23 protein-coding genes are annotated in these 25959 nt (G+C 68.7%); 14 read left to right on the plus strand and 9 right to left on the minus strand.

The features are described 5' to 3' along the window. From galE to P9A17_RS11700, 4 genes are read right to left on the minus strand one after another with little or no spacing between them, the layout of a single operon-like run. The gene (galE, locus tag P9A17_RS11685; RefSeq protein WP_278038807.1) at window positions 1–972 is read right to left on the minus strand and encodes a UDP-glucose 4-epimerase GalE; all 972 of its coding nucleotides are present in this window, start codon (window positions 970–972) and stop codon (window positions 1–3) included. Then, window positions 969–2249, minus strand: a complete 1281-nt coding sequence (locus P9A17_RS11690; protein ID WP_278038808.1) for a hypothetical protein — start codon at window positions 2247–2249, stop codon at window positions 969–971. Before P9A17_RS11690 ends, galE begins: the two co-directional genes overlap by 4 nt. Next, window positions 2246–3592, minus strand: coding sequence for a M1 family metallopeptidase (locus P9A17_RS11695; RefSeq protein ID WP_278038809.1), 1347 nt, complete (start codon window positions 3590–3592; stop codon window positions 2246–2248). Before P9A17_RS11695 ends, P9A17_RS11690 begins: the two co-directional genes overlap by 4 nt. After that, window positions 3589–7563, minus strand: a complete 3975-nt coding sequence (locus tag P9A17_RS11700; RefSeq protein ID WP_278038810.1) for a Pls/PosA family non-ribosomal peptide synthetase — start codon at window positions 7561–7563, stop codon at window positions 3589–3591. The genes P9A17_RS11695 and P9A17_RS11700 overlap by 4 nt, the downstream gene beginning before the upstream one ends. A gap of 219 nt (window positions 7564–7782) precedes the next feature. Here P9A17_RS11700 and P9A17_RS11705 point away from each other — a divergent pair, with 219 nt between their 5' ends. Together P9A17_RS11705 and P9A17_RS11710 are read left to right on the plus strand one after the other, a co-directional pair. Beyond that, window positions 7783–8820, plus strand: a complete 1038-nt coding sequence (locus P9A17_RS11705) for a TerC family protein (RefSeq protein WP_278038811.1) — start codon at window positions 7783–7785, stop codon at window positions 8818–8820. Window positions 8821–8890: 70 nt separating this feature from the next. Further along, a complete protein-coding gene (locus P9A17_RS11710) occupies window positions 8891–9292 on the plus strand; it encodes a hypothetical protein (RefSeq protein ID WP_278038812.1) in 402 nt (133 codons plus the stop codon). Window positions 9293–9296: 4 nt separating this feature from the next. On the opposite strand, the gene alc is transcribed toward P9A17_RS11710, so the two are convergent. From alc to P9A17_RS11725, 3 genes are all read right to left on the minus strand, one after another. Beyond that, window positions 9297–10334, minus strand: coding sequence for an allantoicase (gene alc, locus P9A17_RS11715; protein WP_278038813.1), 1038 nt, complete (start codon window positions 10332–10334; stop codon window positions 9297–9299). A 37-nt stretch (window positions 10335–10371) separates the two neighbouring features. After that, window positions 10372–10893, minus strand: a complete 522-nt coding sequence (locus tag P9A17_RS11720; RefSeq protein ID WP_278038814.1) for a 2-oxo-4-hydroxy-4-carboxy-5-ureidoimidazoline decarboxylase — start codon at window positions 10891–10893, stop codon at window positions 10372–10374. A 140-nt stretch (window positions 10894–11033) separates the two neighbouring features. Further along, window positions 11034–11519, minus strand: a complete 486-nt coding sequence (locus P9A17_RS11725) for an inorganic diphosphatase (protein ID WP_278038815.1) — start codon at window positions 11517–11519, stop codon at window positions 11034–11036. A gap of 124 nt (window positions 11520–11643) precedes the next feature. On the opposite strand from P9A17_RS11725, the gene dacB reads away from it, so the two are divergent. From dacB to P9A17_RS11750, 5 genes are read left to right on the plus strand one after another with little or no spacing between them, the layout of a single operon-like run. After that, window positions 11644–13014, plus strand: coding sequence for a D-alanyl-D-alanine carboxypeptidase/D-alanyl-D-alanine-endopeptidase (gene dacB / locus P9A17_RS11730; RefSeq protein ID WP_278038816.1), 1371 nt, complete (start codon window positions 11644–11646; stop codon window positions 13012–13014). Beyond that, a complete protein-coding gene (locus P9A17_RS11735) occupies window positions 13005–14078 on the plus strand; it encodes a zinc-dependent metalloprotease (RefSeq protein WP_278038817.1) in 1074 nt (357 codons plus the stop codon). Before dacB ends, P9A17_RS11735 begins: the two co-directional genes overlap by 10 nt. After that, window positions 14057–15010, plus strand: coding sequence for a tRNA lysidine(34) synthetase TilS (gene tilS / locus P9A17_RS11740; protein ID WP_278038818.1), 954 nt, complete (start codon window positions 14057–14059; stop codon window positions 15008–15010). The genes P9A17_RS11735 and tilS overlap by 22 nt, the downstream gene beginning before the upstream one ends. A gap of 28 nt (window positions 15011–15038) precedes the next feature. Continuing rightward, window positions 15039–15620: a hypoxanthine phosphoribosyltransferase gene (hpt, locus tag P9A17_RS11745; RefSeq protein ID WP_278038819.1), complete on the plus strand. Its 582-nt coding sequence runs from the start codon at window positions 15039–15041 to the stop codon at window positions 15618–15620. Between the two features lie 22 nt (window positions 15621–15642). Next, the gene (locus P9A17_RS11750; protein ID WP_278038820.1) at window positions 15643–17865 is read left to right on the plus strand and encodes a molybdopterin-dependent oxidoreductase; all 2223 of its coding nucleotides are present in this window, start codon (window positions 15643–15645) and stop codon (window positions 17863–17865) included. A 116-nt stretch (window positions 17866–17981) separates the two neighbouring features. Here P9A17_RS11750 and P9A17_RS11755 read toward each other — a convergent pair whose 3' ends face one another. Then, window positions 17982–18719, minus strand: a complete 738-nt coding sequence (locus tag P9A17_RS11755; protein ID WP_278038821.1) for an SIMPL domain-containing protein — start codon at window positions 18717–18719, stop codon at window positions 17982–17984. Window positions 18720–18753: 34 nt separating this feature from the next. Here P9A17_RS11755 and P9A17_RS11760 point away from each other — a divergent pair, with 34 nt between their 5' ends. After that, window positions 18754–19524, plus strand: a complete 771-nt coding sequence (locus P9A17_RS11760; protein WP_278038822.1) for an MBL fold metallo-hydrolase — start codon at window positions 18754–18756, stop codon at window positions 19522–19524. Between the two features lies 1 nt (window position 19525). On the opposite strand, the gene P9A17_RS11765 is transcribed toward P9A17_RS11760, so the two are convergent. After that, window positions 19526–20473, minus strand: coding sequence for an alpha/beta hydrolase (locus P9A17_RS11765; protein ID WP_278038823.1), 948 nt, complete (start codon window positions 20471–20473; stop codon window positions 19526–19528). A 179-nt stretch (window positions 20474–20652) separates the two neighbouring features. On the opposite strand from P9A17_RS11765, the gene ftsH reads away from it, so the two are divergent. The 6 genes from ftsH to P9A17_RS11795 are packed head-to-tail and all read left to right on the plus strand — an operon-like array spanning window position 20653 to window position 25897. Continuing rightward, window positions 20653–23040, plus strand: a complete 2388-nt coding sequence (ftsH, locus tag P9A17_RS11770) for an ATP-dependent zinc metalloprotease FtsH (RefSeq protein WP_278038824.1) — start codon at window positions 20653–20655, stop codon at window positions 23038–23040. Between the two features lie 31 nt (window positions 23041–23071). Further along, entirely contained in the window at window positions 23072–23677 is a 606-nt protein-coding gene (gene folE / locus P9A17_RS11775) for a GTP cyclohydrolase I FolE (RefSeq protein ID WP_278038825.1), read from the plus strand. A gap of 17 nt (window positions 23678–23694) precedes the next feature. Continuing rightward, window positions 23695–24501, plus strand: coding sequence for a dihydropteroate synthase (folP, locus tag P9A17_RS11780; protein WP_278039821.1), 807 nt, complete (start codon window positions 23695–23697; stop codon window positions 24499–24501). After that, window positions 24494–24874 (plus strand): dihydroneopterin aldolase, encoded by a 381-nt coding sequence (gene folB / locus P9A17_RS11785; protein ID WP_278038827.1) that lies wholly within the window; start codon window positions 24494–24496, stop codon window positions 24872–24874. The genes folP and folB overlap by 8 nt, the downstream gene beginning before the upstream one ends. A gap of 19 nt (window positions 24875–24893) precedes the next feature. Then, entirely contained in the window at window positions 24894–25421 is a 528-nt protein-coding gene (gene folK / locus P9A17_RS11790) for a 2-amino-4-hydroxy-6-hydroxymethyldihydropteridine diphosphokinase (RefSeq protein ID WP_278038828.1), read from the plus strand. Next, entirely contained in the window at window positions 25421–25897 is a 477-nt protein-coding gene (locus tag P9A17_RS11795) for a DUF3180 domain-containing protein (RefSeq protein WP_278038829.1), read from the plus strand. Before folK ends, P9A17_RS11795 begins: the two co-directional genes overlap by 1 nt. The last annotated feature ends 62 nt before the right edge of the window (window positions 25898–25959 follow it).

The raw sequence follows: 25959 nt of genomic DNA on the forward strand, positions 1-25959 counted from the left end.
CTAGCGGGGATACGTGTCTCCGGCCTTCTGCCGAGCCCGCCACGCCGAGGCGACCATCTCTTCGAGCGTGTGCCGGTTGGCCCAGTCCAGGTCGCGCGCGGCGAGCTCGCCGGTGGCGACGATTCGGGCGAGATCTCCGGGACGCCGCGGAATGACTTCCGGCTCGAAGTGGATGCCGGTGATGTCCCGCATCGCGCTCATGATCTCGCGCACCGAGGTGCCCGCCCCGCTGCCGAGGTTGTACACCGGTTCGACCGCCAGTCCGTCGGCCAGCCTGCGGGCCGCCGCGACGTGCGCCAGCGCGAGATCGGTGACGTGGATGTAGTCGCGCACGCAGGTGCCGTCCGGCGTCGGATAGTCGTCGCCGTTGATGCGCGGGGTCTCTTCCCGATAGAGCATGTCGAACACCCTGGGGAAAAGGTTGTGCGGGCTGGCGTCGTACAGCTCGTCCGAGCCGGACCCGACGACGTTGAAGTAGCGCAGGCTGGTGTGCCGCAGGCCGGTCGCCCGGCCGGCATCGCGCAGCAGCCATTCACCGATCAGCTTCGTCTCGCCGTACGGCGACTCCGGAACCGTTGGTGTGGACTCGTCGACGAACTCGACGTCCGGTGTGCCGTACGTCGCGGCACTTGAGGAGAAGACGATCTGGTCGACCCCGTGGCGCTCCATCGCCTGCAGCAAGATGACGGTCGCCGAGATGTTCTGCTCGTAGGTGTGCAGAGGCCGTTTGACCGATTCGCCGGCGTACTTGTAGCCCGCGATGTGAATAACGCCGCTGACGTCCTTCACCGTGTCGTCGACCAGCGCCGCGTCGAGCAACGTCCCCTTGACGAAATCCGCGCCGTCGGGCACGAACGCCTCGATGCCTGTCGACAGGTCGTCGATGATCACCACGCCGAGGCCGGCGTCCAGCATCGCGCGGGCCACGTGCGAACCGATGTATCCGGCGCCGCCGGTCACCAGCCAGCTCATATCGTCTCCTCAGTCGTCGAACGCAGCATAGGTGGGCGCTGCCGAGCCGCCCCGGCGAGCGCCACCAGATGCACCATGATGCCGATCACCGGTCCGCCGAGCAGCGCGACCACCGTGCGGTTCTCCAGGTCCAGCGGCAGCATCAGCAGCAGCGTCGAGGCCACCGTAGCGATCACCCAACCCGCCGCGTAGGCCCGGTGCATCGCCGCCGCGACGGCCGCGGCGCCCGTCAGCGTCAGCAGCGCGATGCCCACCGCGGCGGCCGTCAGCCAGCCGAGCAGGGCCCCGTCGGCCACGTACTGCGCGCCGAACGCTTCGCGCAGCAGCCACGGTCCGAACAGTGCCGCCAGGACCACCCCGATCACACCGATCACACCCACCAGCGCCGACGGTCCGATCAGCGCCTTGAGGCGATGGTCGCGCTGGTCGACGAAATGCGCGATCAGGTTTCCCTGCATCGCCGTCAGCGGCACGAGCAATGGGGCCCGCGTCAGCGTGACCGCGAGGATGACGACGCCACCGGCGGCGCCGAGGTCGTCGGACGTGGCCTTGAGCAGTACCGGAAATCCCATCACCAGCACCGCGCTGGCGCCTGCCGCGGCGACCGAATGGCCCGTGCCGCGCAGGAACGTCGCCGTCCCGCCCGGGGTGATCACCTGCGCGGCGGCCCGCGTCGCGCGGGAGACGGCGAGCATCAGAACCCACCCCATTGCCCCGGCGACGGTCGCCCACAGGTAGCCGCCGAGGCCCCATCCGACGGCGAAGCTCGCGGTGGCGATGACGACGCGCAGCACCGCGTCGGTGACCATCAACGCGCCGTACTCCGACCAGCGGTCCATCCCGGCGAGCGCCCCGAGCAGTGTGGTGTGCAGGCAGAAGCCGGCCAGACCCCCGCACAGCAGGACGACGCTGAGGAGGCGGGCGTCGACGAACACGTGCGACGCCCACAGCGGCGAGGTGGCGGCGATGGTGGCGGCGGCGCCGAGTCCGAGTCCGGCGGCGACGCGCATCGGGCGGGTGAGCCTGCCGTCGGGGTCGGCAGTGGGGGAGCGCACCTCCCGCGTCGTCTCTTGCAGCAGGCCGAACGCGGCGCCGCTGGCCAGCCCGAACGCGCCCCAGAACACGCCGAACACCGAGAAGCCGGCGGGCTCGAGGTCGCGCGCCGCCAGATAGAGCACCGCGTATCCGCACAGCGCCGAGATCGCTGTGGCCGCCCCGACCCGGACCACGCTGCCGCGGCTGACCGCCCCCGACGGCCCCGCCGTCGCGTCGGTCACGACCCGTGGTCCAGCGGCGGCACCCGCGTCGAGTAGAGCCACGCCGCCCACAACGGCCGCAGGGAGTCGTCGGCGTACTGGCTCGCCAGGCCGATGAAGTCGTCGGTGACCACACTGCTGTGGCGATAGCGCGTCGTCCAACCCTTCAGCAGCGCAAAGAAATTCGTGTCGCCGATGTGCTTGCGCAACGCGTGCAGCGTCAGCGCGCCGCGCTTGTAGACGCGGTCGTCGAACATGTCGCGCGGCCCGGGGTCGGCGAGCACGAGATTCTGCGGCGAGCTCTTGAGCCGGTGGTGGTAGTGGCGGGCCCATTCGTCGGCGGTGCGCTCACCGGCATGCTCGGACCACAACCACTCGGCGTAGCAGGCGAAGCCCTCGTGCAACCAGATGTGACGCCAGCGCTGCACGGTGACCGAGTTGCCGAACCACTGGTGTGCCAGCTCGTGCGCGATCAGGCGCTCCGCGCCCCGCCTGCCGTCGCAGTGATTCGCACCGAAGATCGAAATACCTTGTGCCTCAAGTGGTATTTCAAGATCGTCGTCCGTCACCACGACCGTGTAGCCGGTCGCCAACGGGTACGGCCCGAAGAGTTTGGCGAACAGCTTCATCATCTGCGGCTGGCGTCCGAAGTCGTGGTCGAACGCGGCGCGCAGCCGGGTCGGCAGGACCGCGAAGATCTCGACGCCGTTCTTGGCCATCCGGTGTCTGTCGTACATGCCGATCTGCAACGTCATCAGGTACGTCGACGTCGGTTCGGCCTGCTCGTACACCCAGGTGGTCATGCCTGCACGGGCGCGCTTGGCTAGCAGCGCCCCGTTCGCCAGCGCGAAATAGGGACTCTCCGTGGCGATCTGGACGCGGAAGCTGGCTTTCGCACTCGGGTGGTCGTCACACGGGAACCACGACGATGCACCGTTGGGTTGGCCGGCGACCAGCACCCCCTCGGTCAGTTCCTCGAATCCGACCTCGCCCCAAAGAGATCGGATGGGACGGGGGGTGCCGCCGTAGCGGATGGCGATCGTCATCGCCGCACCGGCGGGCAGGCGGTCGGTGAGTGCGATGCTCAGTTTCCCCGAGGCGGACCGGAATTGGGCGGGCCGCTTGCCGTTGACCGTCACCTTCGTCACCGACAGCGCGTTCGACAGGTCGAGGGTGAAGGTCTTCAGCTCGGCCAGCGTGACTGCGGTGATCGTCGCCGAGCCGGTGAGCCGGTTGATGGCGACCTTGTACTCGAGCTCGAGTTCGTAGCGCGACACCCGGAAGCCGAAATTGCCGGCGTCCGGCAGATACGGGTCGATGACAGGCGCAGCGCTCTTCTTGGCGACCCGTTTGCGTGCTGTCACGCGGCCGCAGACTTCTTCGGCTTGGAATCCGTTGACTCGCTGCGCTTCTTGCGTGGATTCCACGGCGCGATCGGGTTGCCTTGCCAGCGTGTCGAGGGTGGTACCTCGTCGCCGCGCATCACCAGGGATGCGGGTCCGACGGTGGCGGCTGCTCCGATACGCGCGGCGGGCAGTGCCACACAGTGCGGTCCCAGCGTCGCACCCTCCTCCAGGACCACGGTGTCCATCCGCATGATGCGGTCGTGGAACAGGTGCGTCTGCACCACGCAGCCGCGGTTGACCGTGGCGCCCTTCTCGAGGGTCACCAGGTCGGCTTCGGGAAGCCAGTACGTCTCACACCACACGCCGCGTCCGATCTTCGCGCCCAGGCCCCGCAGCCACAGGTTCATGACGGGCGTACCCGATGCGGCGCGGGCGAACCACGGGGCGGCGACGGTCTCGACGAACGTGTCCGACACCTCGTTGCGCCACACGAACGACGACCACAGCGGATGTTCGATCGCGGCGATCCGGCCCACCAGAAGCCATTTCGCGACAACCGCGATCCCGCCGGCCACGGCGCCGGCGACCAGCAGGATCGGGCCGGCAGCCACGCCCGCCCACGGCCAGCCGTACGACACCGCCATGTGCTGGATCGTCAGGAGCACCGCGACGCCGATCGCGAACGTCACGATGACCGGAAGGAAACGGAACGTCTCGACCGTGGCGCGCAACACCTTCAGGCGCGTCGACGGGTGGAAGGTGCGCAGCGCGTCGGCTGCGGTCGGCTGCCGCCGCAGCCGCACCGGGGGACTGCCCAGCCACGACGAGCCCGCCTTCGCTTTGTGCGGGGTGGCCGACAGCACCGCGACGAGACCGTCGTCGGGCACCCGCCGTCCGGGCTGCGTGATGCCCGAGTTGCCGAGGAACGCGCGCTTGCCGACGGTGGCCCGCGCGACGTGGATCCAGCCGCCGCCCAATTCGTAGGAGGCGACCATGGTGTCGTCGGCGAGGAACGCGCCGTCGTCGACGACGGTGAACTTCGGGATCATCAGTGCCGTCGAAATCTCGGTTCCCTTACCGATTTTCGCGCCGAGCAGCCGCAGCCACCACGGTGTGAGCAGGCCCGCATAGACGGGGAACAGGTAGTTGCGGGCGGCGTCCATCAGGCGCTCGGTGGCCCACAATTGCCAGCCGGAGCGGCTGCGCACCGGGTGGTAGCCCTCGTTGAGGCCCAGCGACAACACCCGGACACCGACGAACGTCAGCAGCGCGTACACGACCACCGCTGCGGTGGTCGCAGGTATGACCCACACGAGTGCGGGCAGGATCGCCGACGTCACCGACGACGTGCCGCGCACGGCCCACCCGATGACGGCGAGCCCGGCGGCCAACGCGGCCAACGGAAGCGAACCCAGCAGCATCGACGTGAGGCCGTACATCGCCACCCACAGCGGGGCGCGGGGCGGGCGGTGATCCGGCCACGGGTGTTTGGCCTTACCGGACTTGATGGCGGGTGAGCCTTTCCAGTACTGGCCGTTCTTCACCTTTCCGACCACCCCCGACCCGGGGGCCACGTCGGCGTTCTTGCCGACGACGGCGCCGGGCAGCAGCGTCGTGCGCGCGCCGACGGTGGCGTCGTTGCCGACGGTGATCGGACCGACGTGGAACTGGTCGCCGTCGATCCAGTGGCCGGTGAGGTCGACCTCCGGTTCGATCGAGCAGCGGTGCCCGAGCGTCAGCATCCCGGTCACCGGCGGTGCAGAGTGCAGGTCGACGCCGCTGCCGATCTTGTTGCCCAGCGCGCGGGCGTAGTAGACGAGCCACGGCGCACCGGCCATGTTCTCGGCACCGCTGGCCTCGGCGAGCCGCTCGGCCAGCCACAGCCGCAGATGCACCGACCCCCCGCGGCGATATGTCCCCGGCTGCAGATTCCCGACGAGGATCCGCGCGCCGAACACCGCGATGCCCATGCGGCCCGGCGGCGCGACGAACAGCAGGAAGCCGCCCAGCACCCACCACCAGCTGATCGGCCGCACCCAGTCGACGAGCGACAGCTCGGCGGCGACATTGTTGGCGACGGCCAGCCACACCACCCACTGCATGCCGGTCAGCATCGCCAGCGGCACCGTGAGCGCCACCTGCACGGCCTGGGTCAGGGCCGAGACCGGCTTGACGGTCCGGGTCTCGACGGCGGGCGGGGGAGCCAGTTCGTCGAGATACCCGGCGAGTGAGCCGAGGCGCGGATGGTCGTAGAGGTCGGCGACGGTCACCTGCGGATAGCGCTGCCGCAGGGCCGCGACGAGTTGGGCCGCCGACAGCGATCCGCCGCCGAGGGCGTGGAAGTCCGCCTCGGGCCCGTCGATCGGTGAGGCGAGCACCTCGCGCCACAGTCCGGCCAGCCAGCCGAGAGTGCCTCCGAGATCGGCACCGTCATCGGTGGGGTCGTCGACGGGCCACGGCAGCGCATTCCTGTCGACCTTGCCCGACGTGCGTGTCGGCAGCTCGTCGACGACGACCAGCCGGGGGACGAGCGCCGCAGGCAGGGATCCGGCGAGCAGAGCCCGCGCGTTGGCGACGTCGAACGTCCCTTCGAGTCCGGGAGCCACGGCGATGTAGCCGACGAGAAGCGGTGTCCCGCTTGCGGTTTTGCGGACGGCCGCCGCCCCGCCGCTGACGCCCGGCAGGTTGACGAGCGCGGTGTCGACCTCACCGAGTTCGATGCGGCGCCCGCCGACCTTCACCTGGTCGTCGGCGCGGCCCATGAAGTAGAGGCCGTCGGCTTCGAGCCGGACCAGATCACCACTGCGGTAGGCGCGGCTCCACGCCAGCGTCGCCGACGAGGCGTACTTCTCGGCGTCCTTCTCCGGGTCGAGGTAGCGCGCCAGCCCCACCCCGCCGATGACGAGCTCGCCGACCTCGCCGACCCCCACCGGCCGACCCTCTTTGTCGACGACCGCCAGGTCCCACCCGGGCAGCGGAAGGCCGATGCTGACGGCGCTCCTGTTTGGTTTTCCCGGGTCGCTACGCTCCTGCCCTCCGGAGCCGTCGAGGCGGGCCGCACAGGCGACGACGGTGGCTTCGGTGGGGCCGTAGGTGTTCCATACTTCGCGGCCTGCCGAGTCTGGTCCGGCCGCGAGCCGTTCTGCGAGTTCGGGCGGGCAGGCCTCGCCGCCGAAGATCAGCAGCCGCACCGCTTCCAGTGCTTCGGCGGGCCACAGCGAGGCCAGCGTCGGCACCGTCGAGACGACCGTGATGTCGCGGGACACCAGCCACGGGCCGAGGTCCATTCCGCTGCGCACCAGCGACCGCGGAGCGGGCACCAGACAGGCGCCGTGACGCCACGCCAGCCACATCTCCTCGCAGGAGGCGTCGAACGCCACCGACAGCCCGGCCAGCACGCGGTCTCCGGGGCCCAGCGGGTTGTTCTGCAGGAACATCTTCGCCTCGGCGTCGACGAAGGCCGCCGCGTTGCGGTGGGTGACGGCCACACCCTTCGGGGTGCCGGTGGACCCGGACGTGAAGATGATCCACGCGTCGTCGCGGCTCAGCGGCGCCGTCGCGCGCCAGCCGCGCGAGGAGCCGGGACCGCGCACGAGGCCCTTCTCGGTGATGACGCCGACGACGGCGGCCTCGGTGAACACGAGGTCGGCACGCTCCTGCGGATCGTCGGCGTCCACCGGCACGTAGGCCGCGCCCGCGGCGAGGGTGGCGAGGATCGCGACGTAGAGCGCATAGCTCCCCGACGGCATCCGGATCCCGATGCGATCGCCGCGACCGATGCCGCGGGCACCGAGCCACGCGACGCTGTCCTCGACGTCGGACACCAGCTCGGCATACGTGAGCTGCACCGTTCCGTCGTCGATCGCGGGGGCGTCGGGAAACCGGCGGGCTGTCTCGTTGAGGATGTCGATCAGCGTGCGCGGTTCCGACGCGTAGGCGGACAGCAGATATTGCTGCGGGATCTCGGGGGTTCGATCCGGGGCTGTCACGGGTACAAACTACTAAGCGTCCGGGGTCAGCTCACGCCGTCGGGTTGCTCGTTTCGCGTGTCGGGCAGCTGCCTGGCACAATGAGCGGCTTGGAGGGGAGTATTCCTTCGCCACGGTGTCGTCATCACGTCGTCCGTCATCGGACGACCGGTGCTGTGGGCCTACCGCCGGTGGCGGTGGTGGAAGAGACCTCCGGCGTGTGAGACGACCGGAGGTTTAATGAACGTCAGTGGGCTCGAGTGGGGGATCACCCTCGCCGTGACGATCGGCATCCTGCTTTTCGATGTCCTCGTCATCGGGCGTAGGCCCCATGAACCGTCCAAGCGCGAGACGGGAACAGCCCTCACGATCTATGTGGGGCTCGCCATCGCATTCGGTATCTGGACCTGGGTCTTCCACGGGCACCAGTACGGGGTGGAATTCTTCGCAGGCTGGCTCACCGAGTACAGCCTCTCGGTGGACAACCTGTTCATCTTCTTGATCATCATGGCCAGCTTCAAGGTGCCGCGGATCTACCAGCAGCAGGCGCTGCTCGTCGGCATCATCCTGGCGCTGATCTTCCGCGGCATCTTCATCGCGCTCGGCGCGGTCGCGATCAACCAGTTCTCATGGGTGTTCTACCTTTTCGGCGCGTTCCTGATCTACACCGCCCTGAAGCTGGTCCGCGACACCGATCACGACGACGACGCCGAGAACGGGGTCGTGCGGTTCGCGCAGAAGCACATGAAGTTCACCGATCAGTGGGATGGGCTGCGGCTGTGGGTCAAGGAGAACGGCGTCCGCCTGATGACGCCGATGTTCCTCGTCATCGTGGCGCTGGGCACCACCGACCTGTTGTTCGCGCTCGACTCGATCCCCGCGATCTACGGCCTGACCCAGGAGCCGTACCTGGTGTTCACGGCGAACGTGTTCGCGCTCATGGGTCTTCGCCAGCTGTACTTCCTGCTCGGTGACCTGCTCAAGCGCCTGGTGTACCTGTCGCAGGGCCTGGCTTTCATCCTGGGCTTCATCGGTGTGAAGCTGCTGCTGCACGCCCTGCACGAGAACGAACTGCCGTTCATCAACGGCGGCGAGCATGTTCCGGTGCCGGAGATCCCGACGCTGGCGAGCCTCGGCGTGATCATCGTCACGCTGCTCATCACCACGGCCGCGAGCCTGTACAAGACCAGGGTTCACGACGTGCGCAAGAACGGCACGCCAGAGGAGGTTTCCGAACAGGGCAGCCCGGCGGACACCCAGAACGACTCGTCCCGCTGAGCGTGCGTTTATTGCACTCTCGCTGATCGCAACACTGCACCGCACCCGGCCGGCTGGATAGCTTGGCCGGGTGCGGCTTTTCGTGGCAGAAGACGGTGTTCCGGGCGGGGTGAGCGAACTCACCGACGGTGATCAGCAGATCGTCCGGGTGGCTGCTGCTGACCTTCAGCAGGCCAGGAGGGTCCGGGCGCGCATCCGGGCCGGCTCCGACGATGTCGCGGTGATCCTCGATGTGACCGTCGCCGTGGCCGGCGACTTCCGGTCGGCGCAACGAGATCTCGGCCCTGCCGACGAGGGGACCGTCCATTACGCAGGCACGGTCGACGGCCTCGCCGGTTTGATCGCCGACATCGCCTCGGCGGGAGTGGCCGACGGGGTTACGTTGATCCCCGCGTCGGGTCAGGACGTGGGTACTGTCGGCCGCGACGTGCTCGGCCGGCTCGCGTTGCTCGATCAGCCCCGCGCGTCCTGACGCATCACGCCGCGCCGTTCTCCCAGCGGTCGCACACGTCCTGTAACCCTTGGGCCGTCAGCGCACCGAACAATCGCACCCTGGCCATTCCGCCGTCGGGGTAGACGTCGAGCCGGGCTGCGGTGACGGGGCGTTCATCGTCCACCCGGAAGCGGTGCCGGGTGTCGGGCAGCAGCTCTGTTTTCGGCACGATCTCGAACCAGTCGCCGTCGCCGTCGCGACCTGAAAGTCGTGCTGCCCCAGGGGCATTGCCGATGAAATAGGACGTGTCCAGCTCGACGGCGTTCAGCAGGCCCTGCCCGGCCAATTTCAGCTCCACCCAGTCGTTTCCGGAATCGCGGCGCCTCGACGTCTCCCATCCCTCACCCATGGTGCGTGCCACACCAGGCAGTAGCAGATTGTTGGGTGAGCTGTAGAACATGTTGGAGCAGGCCGTGATTCGCCCGCCGTTCTCCAGCGCCGCGAGGTCGAGCGTCATGTCCTTGGCGAAATCAGGATTCAGCAGGCCCTCCCCGTGGACGCGGAACCGCGCTACCCCGCCGTCGGGGAAGATCGACAACCGCACATGCGTCCAGCGCCGAGTTGAATTGGTCTTGAACGGATTTCGGGTGTCGCCGTTGACTCCCGTGCGTTCGACGATCGTCGTCCACTCGGCCTTCTCCAGAAGCTCGTCGAGCGGCGGATAGCCCTCGACGTAGGCCGCTTCGACGGAGATCTGCGGCGGATAGTTCCCGGTGAAGAACGCGGTGTCGACGACGACTCCCCGCACGATCGCGGGCACCCCGAGACGCACGATCGCCGAATCATGGGATTCGGTGGTGACACCGCGCCGACGGCGGGTCTCCCAGCCGTCGTAGATCTGGCCCTTGTGCCCGAACGTCGACGGCCGGTGTTCGGCGGGCGCCGGGTTGATCAGGTTCTCCTTCTCGGCGAACACGTCGTCGTTGGCCCACAGGACCGCTCCGCCCGCGGAGCGCGCCGCGAGGTCGGGAAGGGACAGGAAGTGGGAGTGACTGGCGGGCCGGGTCGAAGGAGTGCTCACCCCGAAATTTTAGGCGAGTACGGCTCAACCAGTTGTGTCACCAGTTGTCGTAGCCGCCCTCGGGACCGAGCATGCGCTCGAGCCGGGTCCGGTTGATGCGGGCCAGCTCGTTACGGACCACCTTGCGTTCGGTCTCGTACTCGTTGTGCATGCGATCCCGCATCGAGGAGAGGACGTCGTCGGCGCAATAGCCGTTGATGAACATGACGAACCCGAACCCGAAATGGTCGAGGTAGTTCTTCGACGCTGTCGTGAGCTCCGACATGATCTCGGGACGCTCATCGGCGATCGCGCACACCTCGGCCTGGGATTTCTCGCTGCCGGGACGCCTGCCCACATCGGGATAGGCCTGCAGGATCGAGTCGATCGACTCCTCGGCGAGCCCGAACAGCAGCGTGTCGGCGAAGCGGAAGAGCCGGTCGTGGGTGTCGAACGGGCGGGCCCGGGCCAGGTCAGCGGCCAGCGGCACGCTGTAGCAGCACTCGAAGATCGCATGCACGGCGCGGCGCATCGGCATCGTGTTGAACGCCTCGAGTCCGATTCCCTGATGCAGCAGCACACCGTCATGATCGGATCTTCAAGCGGCGCCGACGTTACGCCGTGTTACAGCCAAGCTAAGAAAAGCGCCCGCGAGCAGACACAAACTCACACGGAATCAGGCCGAAACCTGCAACTTTGCGTCTGCTCGCGAGGAAAGCGTCAGTGGCCTTCGGTCTTGAACCGTTCGATCGACCGGTTGATCTCGGCCTCGGCCTCTTCGCGGCCCACCCAGTCGGCGGCCTTGACGAACTTGCCGGGCTCCAGGTCCTTGTAGTGCACAAAGAAGTGCTTGATCGCGTCGAGTTCGAAGTCCGACACATCGCCGATGTCCTGGATGTGGTCCCAGCGCGGGTCGGCGAGGACGCACAGCACCTTGTCGTCACCACCCTTCTCGTCGGTCATGCGGAACATACCGACGGGGCGCGCTTCGAGGATGCAGCCGGGGAACACGGGCTCGGGCAGCAGCACCAGGGCATCCAGCGGGTCGCCGTCCTCGCCGAGGGTGTCCTCGATGTAGCCGTAATCGGTGGGGTAGCCGAACGCCGTGAACAGGTAGCGGTCGAGCTTGACCTTCCCGCTCTCATGGTCCACTTCGTACTTGTTGCGCGAACCCTTGGGGATCTCGATGAGGACATCGAACTGCACGGCCGTGACTCCTAGGTGTGTGCTGGTCTGCTGACGACGCGGGTCAACCCTAAACGAGGGATACCCTGCACTACAGAGGTGGCCGGGCAGTCGTCCCGCCCGGCCGATCAAGATCAGGAGAAACATGCGGCCCACCCAGTGGCGGCGATCCACGTACGTGGTCGTCGGGGCGGCGGTTCTGCTGTTGGTCGTCGTCGTGGTCGCGGCGGCCGCCCTGGTGGCGACCCGGCAGTCGGACGAGCAGATCGCCGTCGAGCCCGTCCCGGCGCCTGCCACCGCCGATCCGGGGGTTGTGCCCGTCTCCGATTCCGCAGACATGCCGACGTCGGGCGGACTCGCCGCGGCGCTGCGCATCGTGGCCGCCGACCCCAACCTCGGCAAGTTCACCGGCCGCATCACCGACGCGCTGACCGGCGACGAGCTGTGGGCGCAGGGCGCCGACGTGCCGATGCAGCCCGCATCGACCAACAAGGTGTTGACCGCCGCGGCGGCGCTGCTGACGCTCGATCGCGACGCCCGGTTGACCACGCGCGTGCTGTCGACGACGCCGGGGACGGTCGTGCTTGTCGGCGGCGGCGATCAGACGTTGTCCGCGGCGCCGGGCGACGAGGACACCTGGTACCGCGACGCGGCACGCATCTCTGATCTGGCAGACCAAATCCGGCGCAGCGGGGTCGCGGTGAAAACCGTGCAGGTCGACGTCAGCGCCTATACCGGCCCGTCGATGGCGCCCGGCTGGGATCCGCTCGACATCGACGGCGGCGACATCGCGCCGATGGAGGCGATCATGCTCGACGGCGGGCGCACCCAGCCCGTCAGTGTCGAGTCCAGGCGCTCCAGGACCCCGGCGCTGGACGCGGGCCGGGCGCTGGCGGTCGCGTTGCGACTCGACCCCGCGAAGGTGACGGTGTCACCGAGGGCGGCCGACGGCACCGAGATCGCAACGGTGCAGTCGCCGCCGCTGATGGAGCGGCTGCGCCAGATGATGCATTCGTCGGACAACGTGATGGCCGAATCGATCGGCCGCGAGGTCGCCGAAGCGCGCGGCAAGCCGCAGAGTTTCGCCGGCGCCGCGCAGGCGGTGCTCGACAGCCTCGACGACGCAGGCATCGACACCGCGGGGGCGCGGCTGTTCGACTCCAGCGGGTTGTCGGTCGACGACCGGCTCACGGCGGACACCCTGGACGGCATCATCCAGGCCGCAGCGGGCGATTCGACGCCCGCGCTGCGCCCGATGGTTGACCTGCTGGCGATCGCCGGTGGCAGCGGCACGATGTCCAACCGCTACCACGACACCGAACCCGGACTCGCCGCCGTCGGCTACCTCCGGGCGAAAACCGGGTCGTTGACCGGCACGAACACCCTGGCGGGCATCGTCACCGACGAGAGCGGTCGGGTCCTGACGTTCGCCTTGCTGTCCAACGACGCGGGCCCGACCGGGCGGACGTCGCTCGACGCGTTCGCCGCCACCCTCCGATCCTGCGGATGCCGATGACTTCCAACACCACACGCTTCAACGTCGGCAACGCCGTCGACTGGGACCTGGCCGCCACCCTCGGCGGCAAGCTGGCCCGGCCCGAATCCCCGATCACCGACTACACGCGCAAGCAGGCGGTCGGTCAACTCGCCGACGCGGCGCGTGCCTCCGAGGTGCCGGTGCGGGAGGTGACGGGCCTCATCGAGGGCGGCGAGATCCCGGAAGCGCGAATCGTCAACCGGCCGGAGTGGATTCGTGCGGCGTCGCGGTCGATGCGGGCGATGACGGGCGGCCGCCAGGACGGTGATGCCAAGCCCCGGCTGATCACGGGCCGCATCGCGGGCGTGCAGACGGGTGCGGTGCTGGCGTTCGTGTCGTCGGGAATCCTCGGACAGTACGACCCCTTTGCCGACGGCGGTGGTGAGCTACTTCTGGTGTACCCCAACGTGATTGCCGTGGAGCGGCAACTGCGGGTGGACCCCAAGGACTTCCGGATGTGGGTGTGTCTGCACGAGGTCACCCACCGGGTGCAGTTCCGCGCCAACCCGTGGCTGGCCGACCACATGTCCAACGCGCTCGGGGTGCTGACCGAGGACGCGGGCGACGACCTGCCCCAGATGATCGGCCGCCTCGCCGACTATGTCCGTGACCGTCAGGTCGTGGTGAAAAACGGTGAGCCCGAGATGAACTCGACGGGTGTCATCGGTCTGCTCCGGGCGGTGCAGTCCGAACCGCAGCGGGTGGCTCTCGACCAGCTGCTCGTGCTCGGCACCCTGCTCGAAGGCCACGCCGAGCACGTGATGGACGCCGTCGGCCCCGCCGTCGTGCCGTCGGTGGCGTCGATCAGGCACCGCTTCGATCAGCGCAGGCAACGCAAACAACCGCCCCTGCAGCGGCTGCTGCGTGCGCTGCTCGGTGTGGACGCGAAGATGAGCCAGTACACCAAGGGCAAGGCCTTCGTCGACGACGTGGTTGCCAAGGTCGGCATGGCACGGTTCAACACGATCTGGACCGACGCCGACACTCTGCCGCTGCCCAAGGAAATCGACGAGCCACAGCAATGGATCGACAGGGTGCTGTAGCGCAGCTGCGGGCCGCGCTCACACGTTTCCTCCGAGACCATCCCGTCGACCGGTGGTGCGTCGCGCTGTCCGGAGGGCCCGACTCTCTCGCGCTCACCGGCGTCGCGGCACCCCTGCTGCCGACGACGGCGCTCATCGTCGACCACCGTCTCCAGTCCGACTCGCACGAGGTCGCGACGACGGCTGCGCAACAGGCGATGAACCTGGGATGCGTTGGCGTAGAAGTGTTGTGCGTCGACGTCGGCTCCGACGGTGGCCCCGAGGCCGCAGCCCGCCGCGCCCGCTACCGTGCGCTCGACGCGGCGCGCGGCGGTGCGCCCGTCCTGCTCGGGCACACCCTTGACGATCAGGCCGAGACCGTGTTGCTCGGGCTGGGGCGTGGCTCCGGGGCGCGGTCGATCGCGGGGATGCGGCCGCACGATCCACCATGGTGCCGGCCGCTGCTCGGCGTCCGACGCGACGTCACCCACCGCGCCTGCGCCGAGCTGGGACTCACGCCGTGGCACGATCCGCACAACGACGACCCCCGCTACACCAGGGTCCGGCTGCGCTCCGAGGTGCTGCCGTCACTGGAGGACGCGCTCGGCGGCGGGGTGGCCGAGGCGTTGGCCCGGACGGCGGCCGCGCTGCGTGAAGACACCGATGCGCTCGACGCCGCCGCGGCGACGATCCTCGCCGGGATCGGTGGGGAGGGGCCCGACACCGCCGCGCTGGCGCCGCTGCCCGACGCGGTGCGTCGGCGGGTCATCAGGGGCTGGCTCCTGGCCGGTGGTGCGCGCGAGCTGACGGACAAGCAGATCCGCGCCGTCGACGCGTTGGTTACCCGATGGCGGGGGCAGGGCGGGGTGGCGGTGCCAGGCGGTGAGGCCCGCGTGAGGCTGTTCGCCGGGCGCAGCAACGGCAGGCTGACGCTCTACCGCGAGCCCGTCTGACATCAGCACCGGTGTTTCCGATTAGGCTGTGGATGTGCCTGCGCATGCTGCGGACTTGTATCCCGGGGACATCAAATCGGTTTTGCTGTCCGAAGAGCAGATCAAAGCCAAGACTGCCGAGCTCGCAGACAAGATCGCCGAGGACTATCGCGACGCGACGAAAGATCAGGATCTCGTCCTCATCACCGTGCTCAAGGGCGCCGTCATGTTCGTCACCGACCTCGCCCGGGCCATTGCGCTGCCCACCCAGCTCGAATTCATGGCGGTCAGCTCCTACGGTTCGTCGACGTCCTCGTCGGGCGTGGTGCGCATCCTCAAGGACCTCGACCGCGACATCAACGACCGCGACGTGCTGATCGTCGAGGACATCGTCGACTCGGGGCTGACGCTGAAATGGCTGCTGCGCAACCTCGCGACACGGCGTCCGCGGTCGCTGAAGGTCTGCACCCTGCTGCGTAAGCCCGACGCGGTCCGCGTCGACCTGGACATCGAATACATCGGTTTCGACATCCCGAACGAGTTCGTCGTCGGCTACGGCCTCGACTACGCCGAGCGCTACCGCGACCTCCCGTACATCGGCACGCTGGACCCGAAGGTTTACGAGCACTAGCCAGGGGCGCATGATCGAGGGCGTGACCGAAACTGCCCTTCGGGTCTGCCCGTTCTGTGAGGCCACGTGTGGCCTCACGCTCACCATCGACGCCGGTGCCGTGGCCGCGGCTCGCGGAGACCGCGACGACGTCTTCTCCGCCGGATTCATCTGCCCCAAGGGGGCGAGCTTCGGCGAACTCGACAACGACCCCGACAGACTGCGTGCGCCGCTGGTTCGGCGGGACGGCGTCCTCACCGAGGCGACGTGGGACGAGGCGTTCGCCGCCGTCGCCGACGGGCTCGGCGCCGTGATCCGCGACCACGGCGGCTCATCGGTCGGGGTGTACCTCGGCAACCCGAACGCCCACACCGTCGCGGGCGCGCTCTATCCGCCGCTCATCATCAAGGGCCTCGGCACCCGTCAGGTGTTCTCGGCGAGCACGCTGGATCAGATGCCCAAACACGTGTCGTTGGGCCTGATGTTCGGCAGCCCTGTGGCGTTCACGGTGCCCGATCTGGACCGCACCGACTACCTCATCGTCATCGGTGCGAACCCGTTGGTGTCCAACGGCAGCCTCGCCACCGCCGCGGACTTCCCCGGCAAGCTGCGGAGGCTGCGCAAGCGGGGTGGCCGCCTCGTCGTCATCGACCCTGCACGCACCCGCACCGCCGAGCTGGCCGACCGCCATCTCGCTCCCCGGCCGGGCACCGACGCCGCCCTGCTGCTGGGCGTCGTGCACGTGCTGTTCGACGAGGGCCTGACCGACCTCGGTGCGATCGCCGAGCATGTCACCGGCGTCGACGAAGTCCACGATCTCGCAAGGGGATTCGCTCCCGAAGCGGTTGCCTCCTACTGCGGCGTCGACGCCGACGACATCAGAACGCTGGCGCGCGAGCTGGCCGCCGCGCCGAGCGCCGCCGTGTACGGACGGATGGGCACCTCGACGGTGGAATTCGGCACGCTGAGCAGCTGGCTGGTCGACGTCGTCAACGTGCTCACCGGCAACCTGGACCGGCCGGGCGGTGCGATGTTCCCGCTGTCGCCGATCGCGCCTGCGCCGCGCGGGCCTCGGCCCGGCCGCGGATTCCGGACCGGCCGCTGGCACAGCCGGGTGTCGGGACATCCGGAAGTGTTGTCCGAGTTGCCCGTTGCCGTACTGGCCGAGGAGATCGAGACGGCGGGCGAGGGTCAGATCAAGGCAATGATCACCATCGCGGGCAACCCGGTGCTGTCCGCCCCCGACGGCGACCGGCTCGACCGCGCGCTCGACGGCGTCGGGTTCATGGTGAGTGTCGACCCGTACCTCAACGAGACGACCCGCCACGCCGACGCCATCCTGCCGCCGCCTCCGCCGTCGCGCAGCCCGCATTTCGACTTCGCCCTCAACGGTCTCGCGGTGCGCAACAACGCCCGCTACTCGCCACCGGCGCTGCCGCTGGACGGCAGGCCGGACGAAGCCGAGATCCTGTCACGAATTGCCCTGATGCTCTACGGAATCGGGCACGACGGTGACCCGGCTCTCGTCGACGAACAGGTCATCTCGATGACACTGACCAAAGAGACCGCCGACGACAGCTCACCGGTGGCCGGGCGCGCCGTCGACGAACTCACCGCGATGCTGCCTTCTGGCCCGGGCTACGAGCGCAGGCTCGACATGATGCTGCGCATCGGAGCCTACGGGGACGCGTTCGGCGCCAAGCCCGACGGTCTGACGCTGGACCGGTTGAAGGCCTCACCCCACGGCATCGACCTGGGACCGCTGCAGCCGCGCCTACTCGATGTGCTGCGTACCCCGTCGGGCAAAGTGGAACTCGCACCGCCGCAATGTCTTTCCGATACGGCCCGGCTGCGCGACGCGATGAGCCAGCGCTCTGGTGGCGGCTATGTGCTGATCGGGCGCAGGCACCTGCGGTCCAACAACAGCTGGATGCACAACCTGCCCGCGCTCGCCGGCGGCAGCAACCAGTGCACGCTGCGCATCCACCCCGACGACGCCGCCGAACTCGGCGTCACCGACACGGCCATCGTCAAGGGTCCCGGTGGTGAGCTGGTGGTGCCGGTTGAGGTGACCGAGGACATCCGGCGCGGCGTGCTGTCGCTGCCGCACGGCTGGGGCCACGATCGCGGCGGCACCGGTCAGTCGCTGGCCGCCCGCAGCCCGGGCGTGAACGCCAATCAGCTCAATGACGGATCGGTGCTCGATCCGTTGTCGGGCACGGCGGTGCTCAACGGAATCCCCGTCGCAGTCGGGCCCGCCGGCTAAGTCAATTGCCGGATTCCTCAACGCGGCTCGTGCCTCGCCGCTTGATCGTCATCCGGCTAGGTCAATTGCCGGATTCCTCAACGCGGCTCGTGCCTCGCCGCTTGATCGTCATCCGGCTAGGTCAGCTCCCAGATCACCGTCACCGAGAACCCGACGGTCTGCTGGCCGGGTTCCATCGGCACCGCCGCCTCCATCGCACGCGGCGCCTGCACCGGCACCGGGGGGACGGCGCCGCCCGACTCGGAGATCGAGATGACCTTGCCCAGCCCCAGACCGGACAGCTCGGCGTACTGGCCGGCGCGGTCCTTCGCGTCCTCGAAAGCCCTGGCCCGCGCGTCGCGTACCAGCTGGGAATCGTCCTCGATGGAGTAGGAGATCGAGTTGATGCGGGCGGCGTTGCCTCCAGTGCTGACGATCAGGCTGATCGCGTCGGACGCCTTCTCGAGGTCGCGGATCGTGACGTTGACGGAGTTCGTGGCCCGGTAGGCGGAGATCGACGTGCTGTCGCTGCCGTACTGGGGCTGCAGGTCGGCGGCGGTGGTCGCGATGTCCGCGCGGTCGATGCCGAGGCCCACGAGCCCGTCGATGACGGCCTGCTGGCGTTCGTTGGTCTGGTTCATCGCCGCCGTCGCATCCGGCTGCAGGAACTCCATCGACGCGTTGAGCGTCAACGTGTCCGGCGTGCCCTGCACCTCTCCTGAGCCGACGACGGTGACCTGTCTGGTGTCCGCGCTGGGCTCCAGCGTCGGGCCGCTCTGCGCGTCGCAGGCCGTCACGCCGGCGACCATGAGCCCCGCCGCGGCGAAGGCGATCACGGCGTTCCTGACAGTCTTTGAGCGCTCGGCGATGGGCATGCCTGGCACCCTAGCGCGGAACTACGCTGAGCCGATGCGGCTGACACACATCGGCGGGCCCACTGTGCTCGTCGAGCTCGCAGGCTGGCGCATCCTGACCGACCCGACGTTCGACCCGCCGGGGCGCAGGTACGGATTCGGTTGGGGCACATCGTCGGTCAAGACCGCCGGTCCCGCCTTGGCGGCGGACGGTGTGGGTGACATCGATGTCGTGCTGCTCAGCCACGATCACCACGCTGACAACCTCGACGACGCGGGCCGCGCGCTGCTGGCCCGCGCAGGCGAGGTGATCACCACGGCGCCCGGTGCGGGACGGCTCGGCGGCGGCGCCACAGGCCTGGAGAACTGGGAGTCGACGACGCTGACGCGCGACGGGCTGCCCGCGCTGACGGTGACCGCGACACCATGTCGGCACGGGCCGCCGCTGAGCCGCCCGATTGCGGGCAAGGTCATCGGGTTCGCCGTCAGCGTCGAGGGCGACGAACGGACCGACTTCTGGATGACCGGCGACACCGTCGTCTATCCGGAGGTGCTGGCCGCCGCCGAGCGGCTCGACGTCGACGTCGCGCTGGTACACCTCGGCGGTGTCCGGTTCCCGCTGACGGGCCCGGTCCAGTTCACGATGACGGCCGCCGGTGCCGTCGACGTCATCTCCGCTCTGCGGCCCCGCGTGGCGGTGCCGGTGCATTGCGAAGGGTGGTCGCACTTCCGTGAACAGGAAGCCGACGCGCGGCGAGTGTTCGACGCGTCGGCCGTCCGGGACACCGTGCGCTGGGTGACCCGCGGCGTCAGCACCCAGGTCTGATTCAGCCCACAGGTGTGAGGAACTCCAGCAGCACCCGCGACACCTCGTCGGGCCGCTCCTCGGTGAGCCAGTGGCCCGCACCGTCGATCATCACCTCGCGGTAGTCGCCGCTGACGACTTCGCCCGCACGATGCCGAGGCGTGTAGGCCAGCGTCGCGTCCTCGCTGCCGCCGACGAACAACGCGGGCACCGTGATCGTGGGTGCCGGGGTCTCGGCTGTCAGCCCCCAGTTGAGGTCGAAGCAGCGGTACCAGTTCAGCGGCGCCGTGAAGCCACCGCGGGTGAACTCGTCGACGTAGACGTCGAAATCCTGCTCCTTGATCCAGTCCGGCAGGCGGCCCGGCTCCGGGATGCGGTCGAGGAAGCCCTGCGGATCGTCGGGCACGGGGGCGGCCGCCGCGGTGCCCATCGAGAACAGCCTGCGGAAGGTCGTGGCCGGGTCGCGGTCCAGCTCCGCATCGGCGGGGCCCTCGTCCTGGAAGTACAGGATGTAGAAGAAGTTGTCTCCGAAGATGCGGCGGAACGCCTGCGTCGTCGGCACCTTGGGTCGCGGCACCGGCGGAAGGCTCAGCCCGGCGATCGCCGAGAATCGCTCGGGCCGCAGCAGCGGGGCGCCCCAGGCCACCACGGCGCCGAAGTCGTGGCCGACCAGCGCCGCGCTCTCGGCTCCGACGTCATCGAGGAGGCCGACCACGTCATCGGTCAGGTGCGCGACGCTGTAGGCATCGACGGCGTCTGGTTTCTCGGAGCCGCCGTAGCCACGCTGGTCGGGTGCCAGCACGTGAAAGCCGGCCTCGGCCAGAGCCCGCACCTGATGACGCCACGTGAACGCCAGCTCGGGAAAGCCGTGGCAGAGCACCACGACGGGGGCTCCCGGCTCACCGGCCTCGGTCACCCGAAGCGTCACACCGTTGGTATCGACATTGCGCTGAAAGATCCGGGCCGGCATGGCGTCCAGTGTGCGCACAGGGCGGGAATCCAGCCGAATCGGCGCCCTGGATGCACACTGGGCGCGAAGAGCGCCACCGTCGGGAACTTCCAGACGTTGGTCTAGCGGTAGCCTTGACTTTTCCAGCTGCGCATATTGGAAGGATTGGGCTGGGGACAGACCCCGGCCACACAACTCTTATGAACCGCAAGAATGTGATCCGCACCCTCACGGTCATCGCCGTGGTGCTGCTGCTGGGTTGGTCTTTCTTCTATTTCAGCGACGACACCCGCGGGTACAAGCCCGTCGACACCTCCGTCGCGATGGCTCAGATCAGCAGCGACAACGTCAACAGCGCGCAGATCGACGACCGTGAGCAGCAGCTCCGGCTCGAGCTGAAGAACGGCAACGGCGACACCGAGAACAGCAACAAGGTCATCTCCAAGTACCCCACCGGGTACGGGGTCACGTTGTTCGAGGCGCTGCAGGGCAAGAACGTCAAGACCAACACCGTGGTCAACCAGAGCAGCATCCTGGGCACGCTGCTGATCTACATGCTGCCGCTGCTGTTGCTCGTCGGCCTGTTCGTGATGTTCTCCCGCATGCAGTCCGGCGGCCGGATGGGCTTCGGCTTCGGTAAGTCCAAGGCCAAGATGCTGTCCAAGGACATGCCGAAGACCACCTTCGCCGACGTCGCGGGTGTCGACGAGGCGGTCGAAGAGCTCTACGAGATCAAGGACTTCCTGCAGAACCCGAGCCGCTACCAGGCGCTCGGCGCGAAGATCCCGAAGGGCGTGCTGCTCTACGGCCCGCCCGGCACCGGCAAGACGCTGCTGGCACGCGCCGTCGCCGGCGAGGCCGGGGTTCCGTTCTTCACCATCTCGGGTTCCGACTTCGTCGAGATGTTCGTCGGTGTCGGCGCGTCCCGCGTCCGCGACCTGTTCGAGCAGGCCAAGCAGAACAACCCCTGCATCATCTTCGTCGACGAGATCGACGCCGTCGGCCGACAGCGCGGTGCCGGCATGGGCGGCGGCCACGACGAACGTGAGCAGACGCTCAACCAGCTGCTCGTCGAGATGGACGGCTTCGGCGAACGCCAGGGCGTCATCCTGATCGCGGCGACCAACCGACCCGACATCCTCGACCCGGCGCTGCTGCGCCCCGGCCGATTCGACCGGCAGATCCCGGTGTCCAGCCCTGACCTCGCAGGCCGGCGCTCGGTGCTCAAGGTGCACTCGGCGGGCAAGCCGATCGCCGACGACGCCGACCTCGACGGACTGGCCAAGCGCACCGTCGGCATGTCCGGTGCCGATCTGGCCAACGTCATCAACGAGGCCGCACTGCTCACCGCGCGGGAGAACGGCACCATCATCACCGGGGCCGCGCTGGAAGAAGCAGTCGACCGCGTTGTCGGCGGTCCGCGGCGCAAGGGTCGGCTCATCAGCGAGCACGAGAAGAAGATCACCGCCTACCACGAAGGTGGCCACACGCTGGCCGCATGGGCGATGCCGGACATCGAACCGATCTACAAGGTGACGATCCTGGCCCGTGGCCGCACCGGGGGTCACGCGATGGCGGTCCCCGAGGACGACAAGGGCCTGATGACGCGGTCGGAGATGATTGCGCGCCTGGTGTTCGCGATGGGCGGCCGCGCCGCCGAGGAGCTGGTGTTCCGCGAGCCGACCACCGGTGCGTCATCCGACATCGACCAGGCCACCAAGATCGCCCGTGCCATGGTCACCGAGTACGGCATGAGCAGCAAGCTCGGCGCTGTTCGGTACGGCACCGAGCACGGCGACCCGTTCCTGGGCCGCACGATGGGCACGCAGGCCGACTACAGCCACGAGGTCGCCCAGATCATCGATGACGAGGTACGCAAGCTCATCGAGGCCGCCCACACCGAGGCGTGGGAGATCCTCACCGAGTACCGCGACGTCCTCGACACCCTCGCCGGTGAGCTGCTGGAGAAGGAGACGCTGCACCGCGTCGAGCTCGAAGCCATCTTCGGCGACGTGAAGAAGCGCCCGCGCCTGACCATGTTCGACGACTTCGGTGGGCGCATACCGTCCGACAAGCCGCCGATCAAGACGCCCGGCGAGCTGGCAATCGAGCGCGGCGAGCCGTGGCCCAAGCCGGTTCCGGAGCCCGCCTTCAAGGTGGCGATCGCGCAGGCGTCGGCCGCCGCGGCCGAGCGGGCGTACAAGAACGGCGGCAACGGGTCGCAGGGGTCCAACGGCGCGCCCGCCGGGCCCACCCAGCCCGACTACGGCGCCCCCGCCGGATGGCACGCGCCCGGCTGGCCCCCGCCGCCCCAGCAGCCGGGCGCGCCACAGCAGCCCCAGCCGCAGGGAGCTCCGCCGAATCAGCAACAGCCGCAAGGCTATTGGTACCCGCCTCCGCCGCAGGGCGGCTGGCAGGGTCACGGTCCGCACGGCACCCCGTATCAGGGCTATCCGCCCTATCAGCCTTACCCGCAGCCCGGGCAACACGCTCCCCACGGCGGTGCGCCCGCACCGAACCCGACGGAGGGCCCCGGCCACGAAGGCGGCAGGGAGAACGGGCGCAACGGCCCGACCGGCCAGGACTGAGACTGGCCGATACATCTGAATGGAGACTTCGATGACGCGGTCGCACAATCATTCGGCCACGCTCACCCCCGATTTCGACCAGGCGCGCGCCGAAGCAGCGGTGCGTGAACTGCTGATCGCGGTCGGTGAGGACCCGGATCGGCAAGGCCTGGTGGACACACCCGCGCGAGTGGCCCGGTCCTACCGGGAGATCTTCGCCGGCCTCTACACCGACCCCGACGAAGTGCTCACCACGATGTTCGACGAGCAGCACGACGAGATGGTGCTGGTCAAGGACATCCCGATGTACTCGACATGCGAACACCACCTGGTGTCCTTCCACGGCGTCGCCCACGTCGGCTACATCCCCGGCCACGACGGGCGCGTCACCGGGTTGTCGAAACTGGCGCGCGTGGTGGACCTTTACGCGAAGCGGCCCCAGGTTCAGGAGCGGCTGACCGCGCAGATCGCGGACGCGTTGATGCGCAAGCTCGACCCGCGCGGTGCCATCGTCGTCATCGAGGCCGAGCACCTGTGCATGGCGATGCGAGGCATCCGCAAGCCGGGCGCCGTGACGACGACGTCGGCGGTGCGTGGACAGTTCAAGACCGACAAGGCATCTCGCGCCGAAGCCCTGGACCTGATCCTGCGCAAGTGAGTTCCACCGTGCAGGTCATGGGGGTTGTCAACGTCACTGATGACTCGTTCTCCGACGGTGGGCTCTTCCTGGACCGTGATCGCGCGATCGCGCACGGGGTCGAGTTGGCGGCCCAGGGCGCCGCGATCGTCGACGTCGGGGGGGAGTCGACACGTCCGGGGGCGACGCGGATCGACGCCGACGTGGAGACGGCCCGGATCGTGCCGGTGGTGAAAGAGCTTGCGCAGCAGGGGATCACGGTCAGTATCGACACGATGCACGCGGCGGTGGCGCAGGCGGCGTTGGAGAACGGCGCCCAGATCGTCAACGACGTGTCCGGCGGCAGGGCGGACCCCGACATGGTGAACGTCGTCGCCGAGGCCGGGGTGCCGTGGATCCTGATGCACTGGCGTTCGGTCGGCAGCGACAACCCGCACGATGCGCCCGCGTACGGAGACGTCGTCGGGGAGGTCCGTGCCGAACTGCTGGCGGGGGTGGATTCGGCGGTGGCAGCCGGGGTCGACCCGGCCAAGCTGATCATCGATCCGGGCCTCGGATTTGCCAAGACGGCGCAACACAATTGGGCGCTGCTGAAAGCCCTTCCCGAGTTCGTGGCGACGGGCATCCCGGTGCTCGTCGGGGCCTCACGCAAACGATTCCTGGGCGCGCTGCTGGCCGAACCGGGCGGGGAGCCCCGACCGCCGTCGGGACGCGAGACTGCCACCGCAGTGGTCTCGGCGCTCGCCGCCTGGAATCGCGCCTGGGGTGTTCGTGTGCATGACGTGCGCGCGTCGGTCGACGCGCTGGCAGTGGTGACGGCATGGCAGGCTGGTTCGCATGGCTGATCGAATCGAGTTGCGGGGACTGACGGTTCGCGGAAACCACGGTGTCTTCGAGCATGAGCGCAGAGACGGCCAGGATTTCATCATCGACATCACCGTGTGGATCGACCTCTCCGCGGCGGCCGCGAGCGACGACCTCGCCGACACACTCGACTACGGCGTGCTCGCGCAGCGCGCCGCCGACATCGTCGCCGGACCCCCGCGCCAGCTGATCGAGGCGGTGGCCGGTGAGATCGCCGACGACGTGATGCGCGACGAGCGGGCCCACGCCGTCGAGGTGGTGGTGCACAAGCCGTCCGCGCCGATTCCGTTGCAGTTCAACGATGTCGCCGTGACGGCGCGCCGGTCCCGTAGGGGCGGCAGGGGAGCGGTGTGACGCGGTCGGAGAACGCCAGATGACCAGGGTTGTGCTGTCCATCGGGTCGAATATGGGGGACCGGATGGCGCACCTACAGTCGGTGGTGGACGGTCTCGGCGGTGCAGTCCGCGCGGTGTCACCGGTCTACGAGACCGACGCCTGGGGCGGTGTCGAACAGCAGGCGTTCCTGAATGCCGTTGTCATAGCCGACGATCCGGACCTCGACGGTCACGGCTGGCTACGCCGCGCCCACGAGCTCGAGAATGCGGCGGGACGGACCCGCGACGTCCACTGGGGTCCGCGAACCCTCGACGTGGACCTCGTGTCCTGTCACGGCCCCGACGGTGAGGTCGTGTCGCACGACGCCGACCTGACGCTGCCGCATCCCTACGCGCATGTGCGCGCGTTCGTGTTGATCCCCTGGCTGGCCGTGGATCCCGGCGCGACGATCACGGTGGGCGGGCAGCCCGGTGCGGCAGCCGATTTCCTGGCCGCAATCGATGCCGCCGAGACGGCGGGCGTGCGGTCGACGGCGTTGGTGCTGCGGGCCGGGGCGCAGGGCTGATGGGGCTCACCCGGAAACGCGATCTGGCCGCTGCCGTCGCGATCGCCGCGGTCGTCGGCTATCTGCTGATGTACGTCGTGTACCGGGCGTTCCCCCCGATCACGCTGTGGACGGGGACGTCGCTGCTGGGAGTCGCCGTTGCGGTCGCGGGCTGGGCGTTCTTCGTGCGCGCCAGGATTCGTGACGGTCAGATCGGCGTCGGAGGGGGGCGCCTGCACCCGCTCGCCGTCGCGCGATCCGTGGTGATCGCGAAGGCGTCGGCGTGGATGGGCAGCGTGGTGCTGGGGTGGTGGCTGGCGGTGGTGGTCTACCTGCTGCCGCGGCGCAGCACGCTGCGGGTCGCGGCCGAGGACACCTCGGGTGCGGTGGTCGCGGCGCTGTGCGCGTTGGCGCTGGTGATCGCCGCGATGTGGCTCCAGCATTGCTGCACCTCGCCCGACGACCCCACCCAGAACCCCGACCCGGCGCCGAGTTGACCAACGAGCCCGAATCGCCGTAGAGGTCGACACGCCAGGCGACCTGTGGCAGGTACAGTCGC

Source organism: Mycobacterium sp. 236(2023) (genome assembly GCF_029623955.1).
Classification (GTDB): domain Bacteria; phylum Actinomycetota; class Actinomycetes; order Mycobacteriales; family Mycobacteriaceae; genus Mycobacterium.

What these genes read in the sequence shown, in the direction of transcription:
- galE (WP_278038807.1), bottom strand. Translation starts at nt 972, where the DNA reads ATGAGCTGGCTGGTGACCGGCGGCGCCGGATACATCGGTTCGCACGTG.
- P9A17_RS11705 (WP_278038811.1), top strand. Translation starts at nt 7,783, where the DNA reads ATGAACGTCAGTGGGCTCGAGTGGGGGATCACCCTCGCCGTGACGATC.
- dacB (WP_278038816.1), top strand. Translation starts at nt 11,644, where the DNA reads ATGCGGCCCACCCAGTGGCGGCGATCCACGTACGTGGTCGTCGGGGCG.
- P9A17_RS11735 (WP_278038817.1), top strand. Translation starts at nt 13,005, where the DNA reads ATGCCGATGACTTCCAACACCACACGCTTCAACGTCGGCAACGCCGTC.
- tilS (WP_278038818.1), top strand. Translation starts at nt 14,057, where the DNA reads ATGGATCGACAGGGTGCTGTAGCGCAGCTGCGGGCCGCGCTCACACGT.
- P9A17_RS11755 (WP_278038821.1), bottom strand. Translation starts at nt 18,719, where the DNA reads ATGCCCATCGCCGAGCGCTCAAAGACTGTCAGGAACGCCGTGATCGCC.
- P9A17_RS11760 (WP_278038822.1), top strand. Translation starts at nt 18,754, where the DNA reads ATGCGGCTGACACACATCGGCGGGCCCACTGTGCTCGTCGAGCTCGCA.
- P9A17_RS11765 (WP_278038823.1), bottom strand. Translation starts at nt 20,473, where the DNA reads ATGCCGGCCCGGATCTTTCAGCGCAATGTCGATACCAACGGTGTGACG.
- ftsH (WP_278038824.1), top strand. Translation starts at nt 20,653, where the DNA reads ATGAACCGCAAGAATGTGATCCGCACCCTCACGGTCATCGCCGTGGTG.
- folE (WP_278038825.1), top strand. Translation starts at nt 23,072, where the DNA reads ATGACGCGGTCGCACAATCATTCGGCCACGCTCACCCCCGATTTCGAC.
- folP (WP_278039821.1), top strand. Translation starts at nt 23,695, where the DNA reads ATGGGGGTTGTCAACGTCACTGATGACTCGTTCTCCGACGGTGGGCTC.
- folB (WP_278038827.1), top strand. Translation starts at nt 24,494, where the DNA reads ATGGCTGATCGAATCGAGTTGCGGGGACTGACGGTTCGCGGAAACCAC.
- folK (WP_278038828.1), top strand. Translation starts at nt 24,894, where the DNA reads ATGACCAGGGTTGTGCTGTCCATCGGGTCGAATATGGGGGACCGGATG.
- P9A17_RS11795 (WP_278038829.1), top strand. Translation starts at nt 25,421, where the DNA reads ATGGGGCTCACCCGGAAACGCGATCTGGCCGCTGCCGTCGCGATCGCC.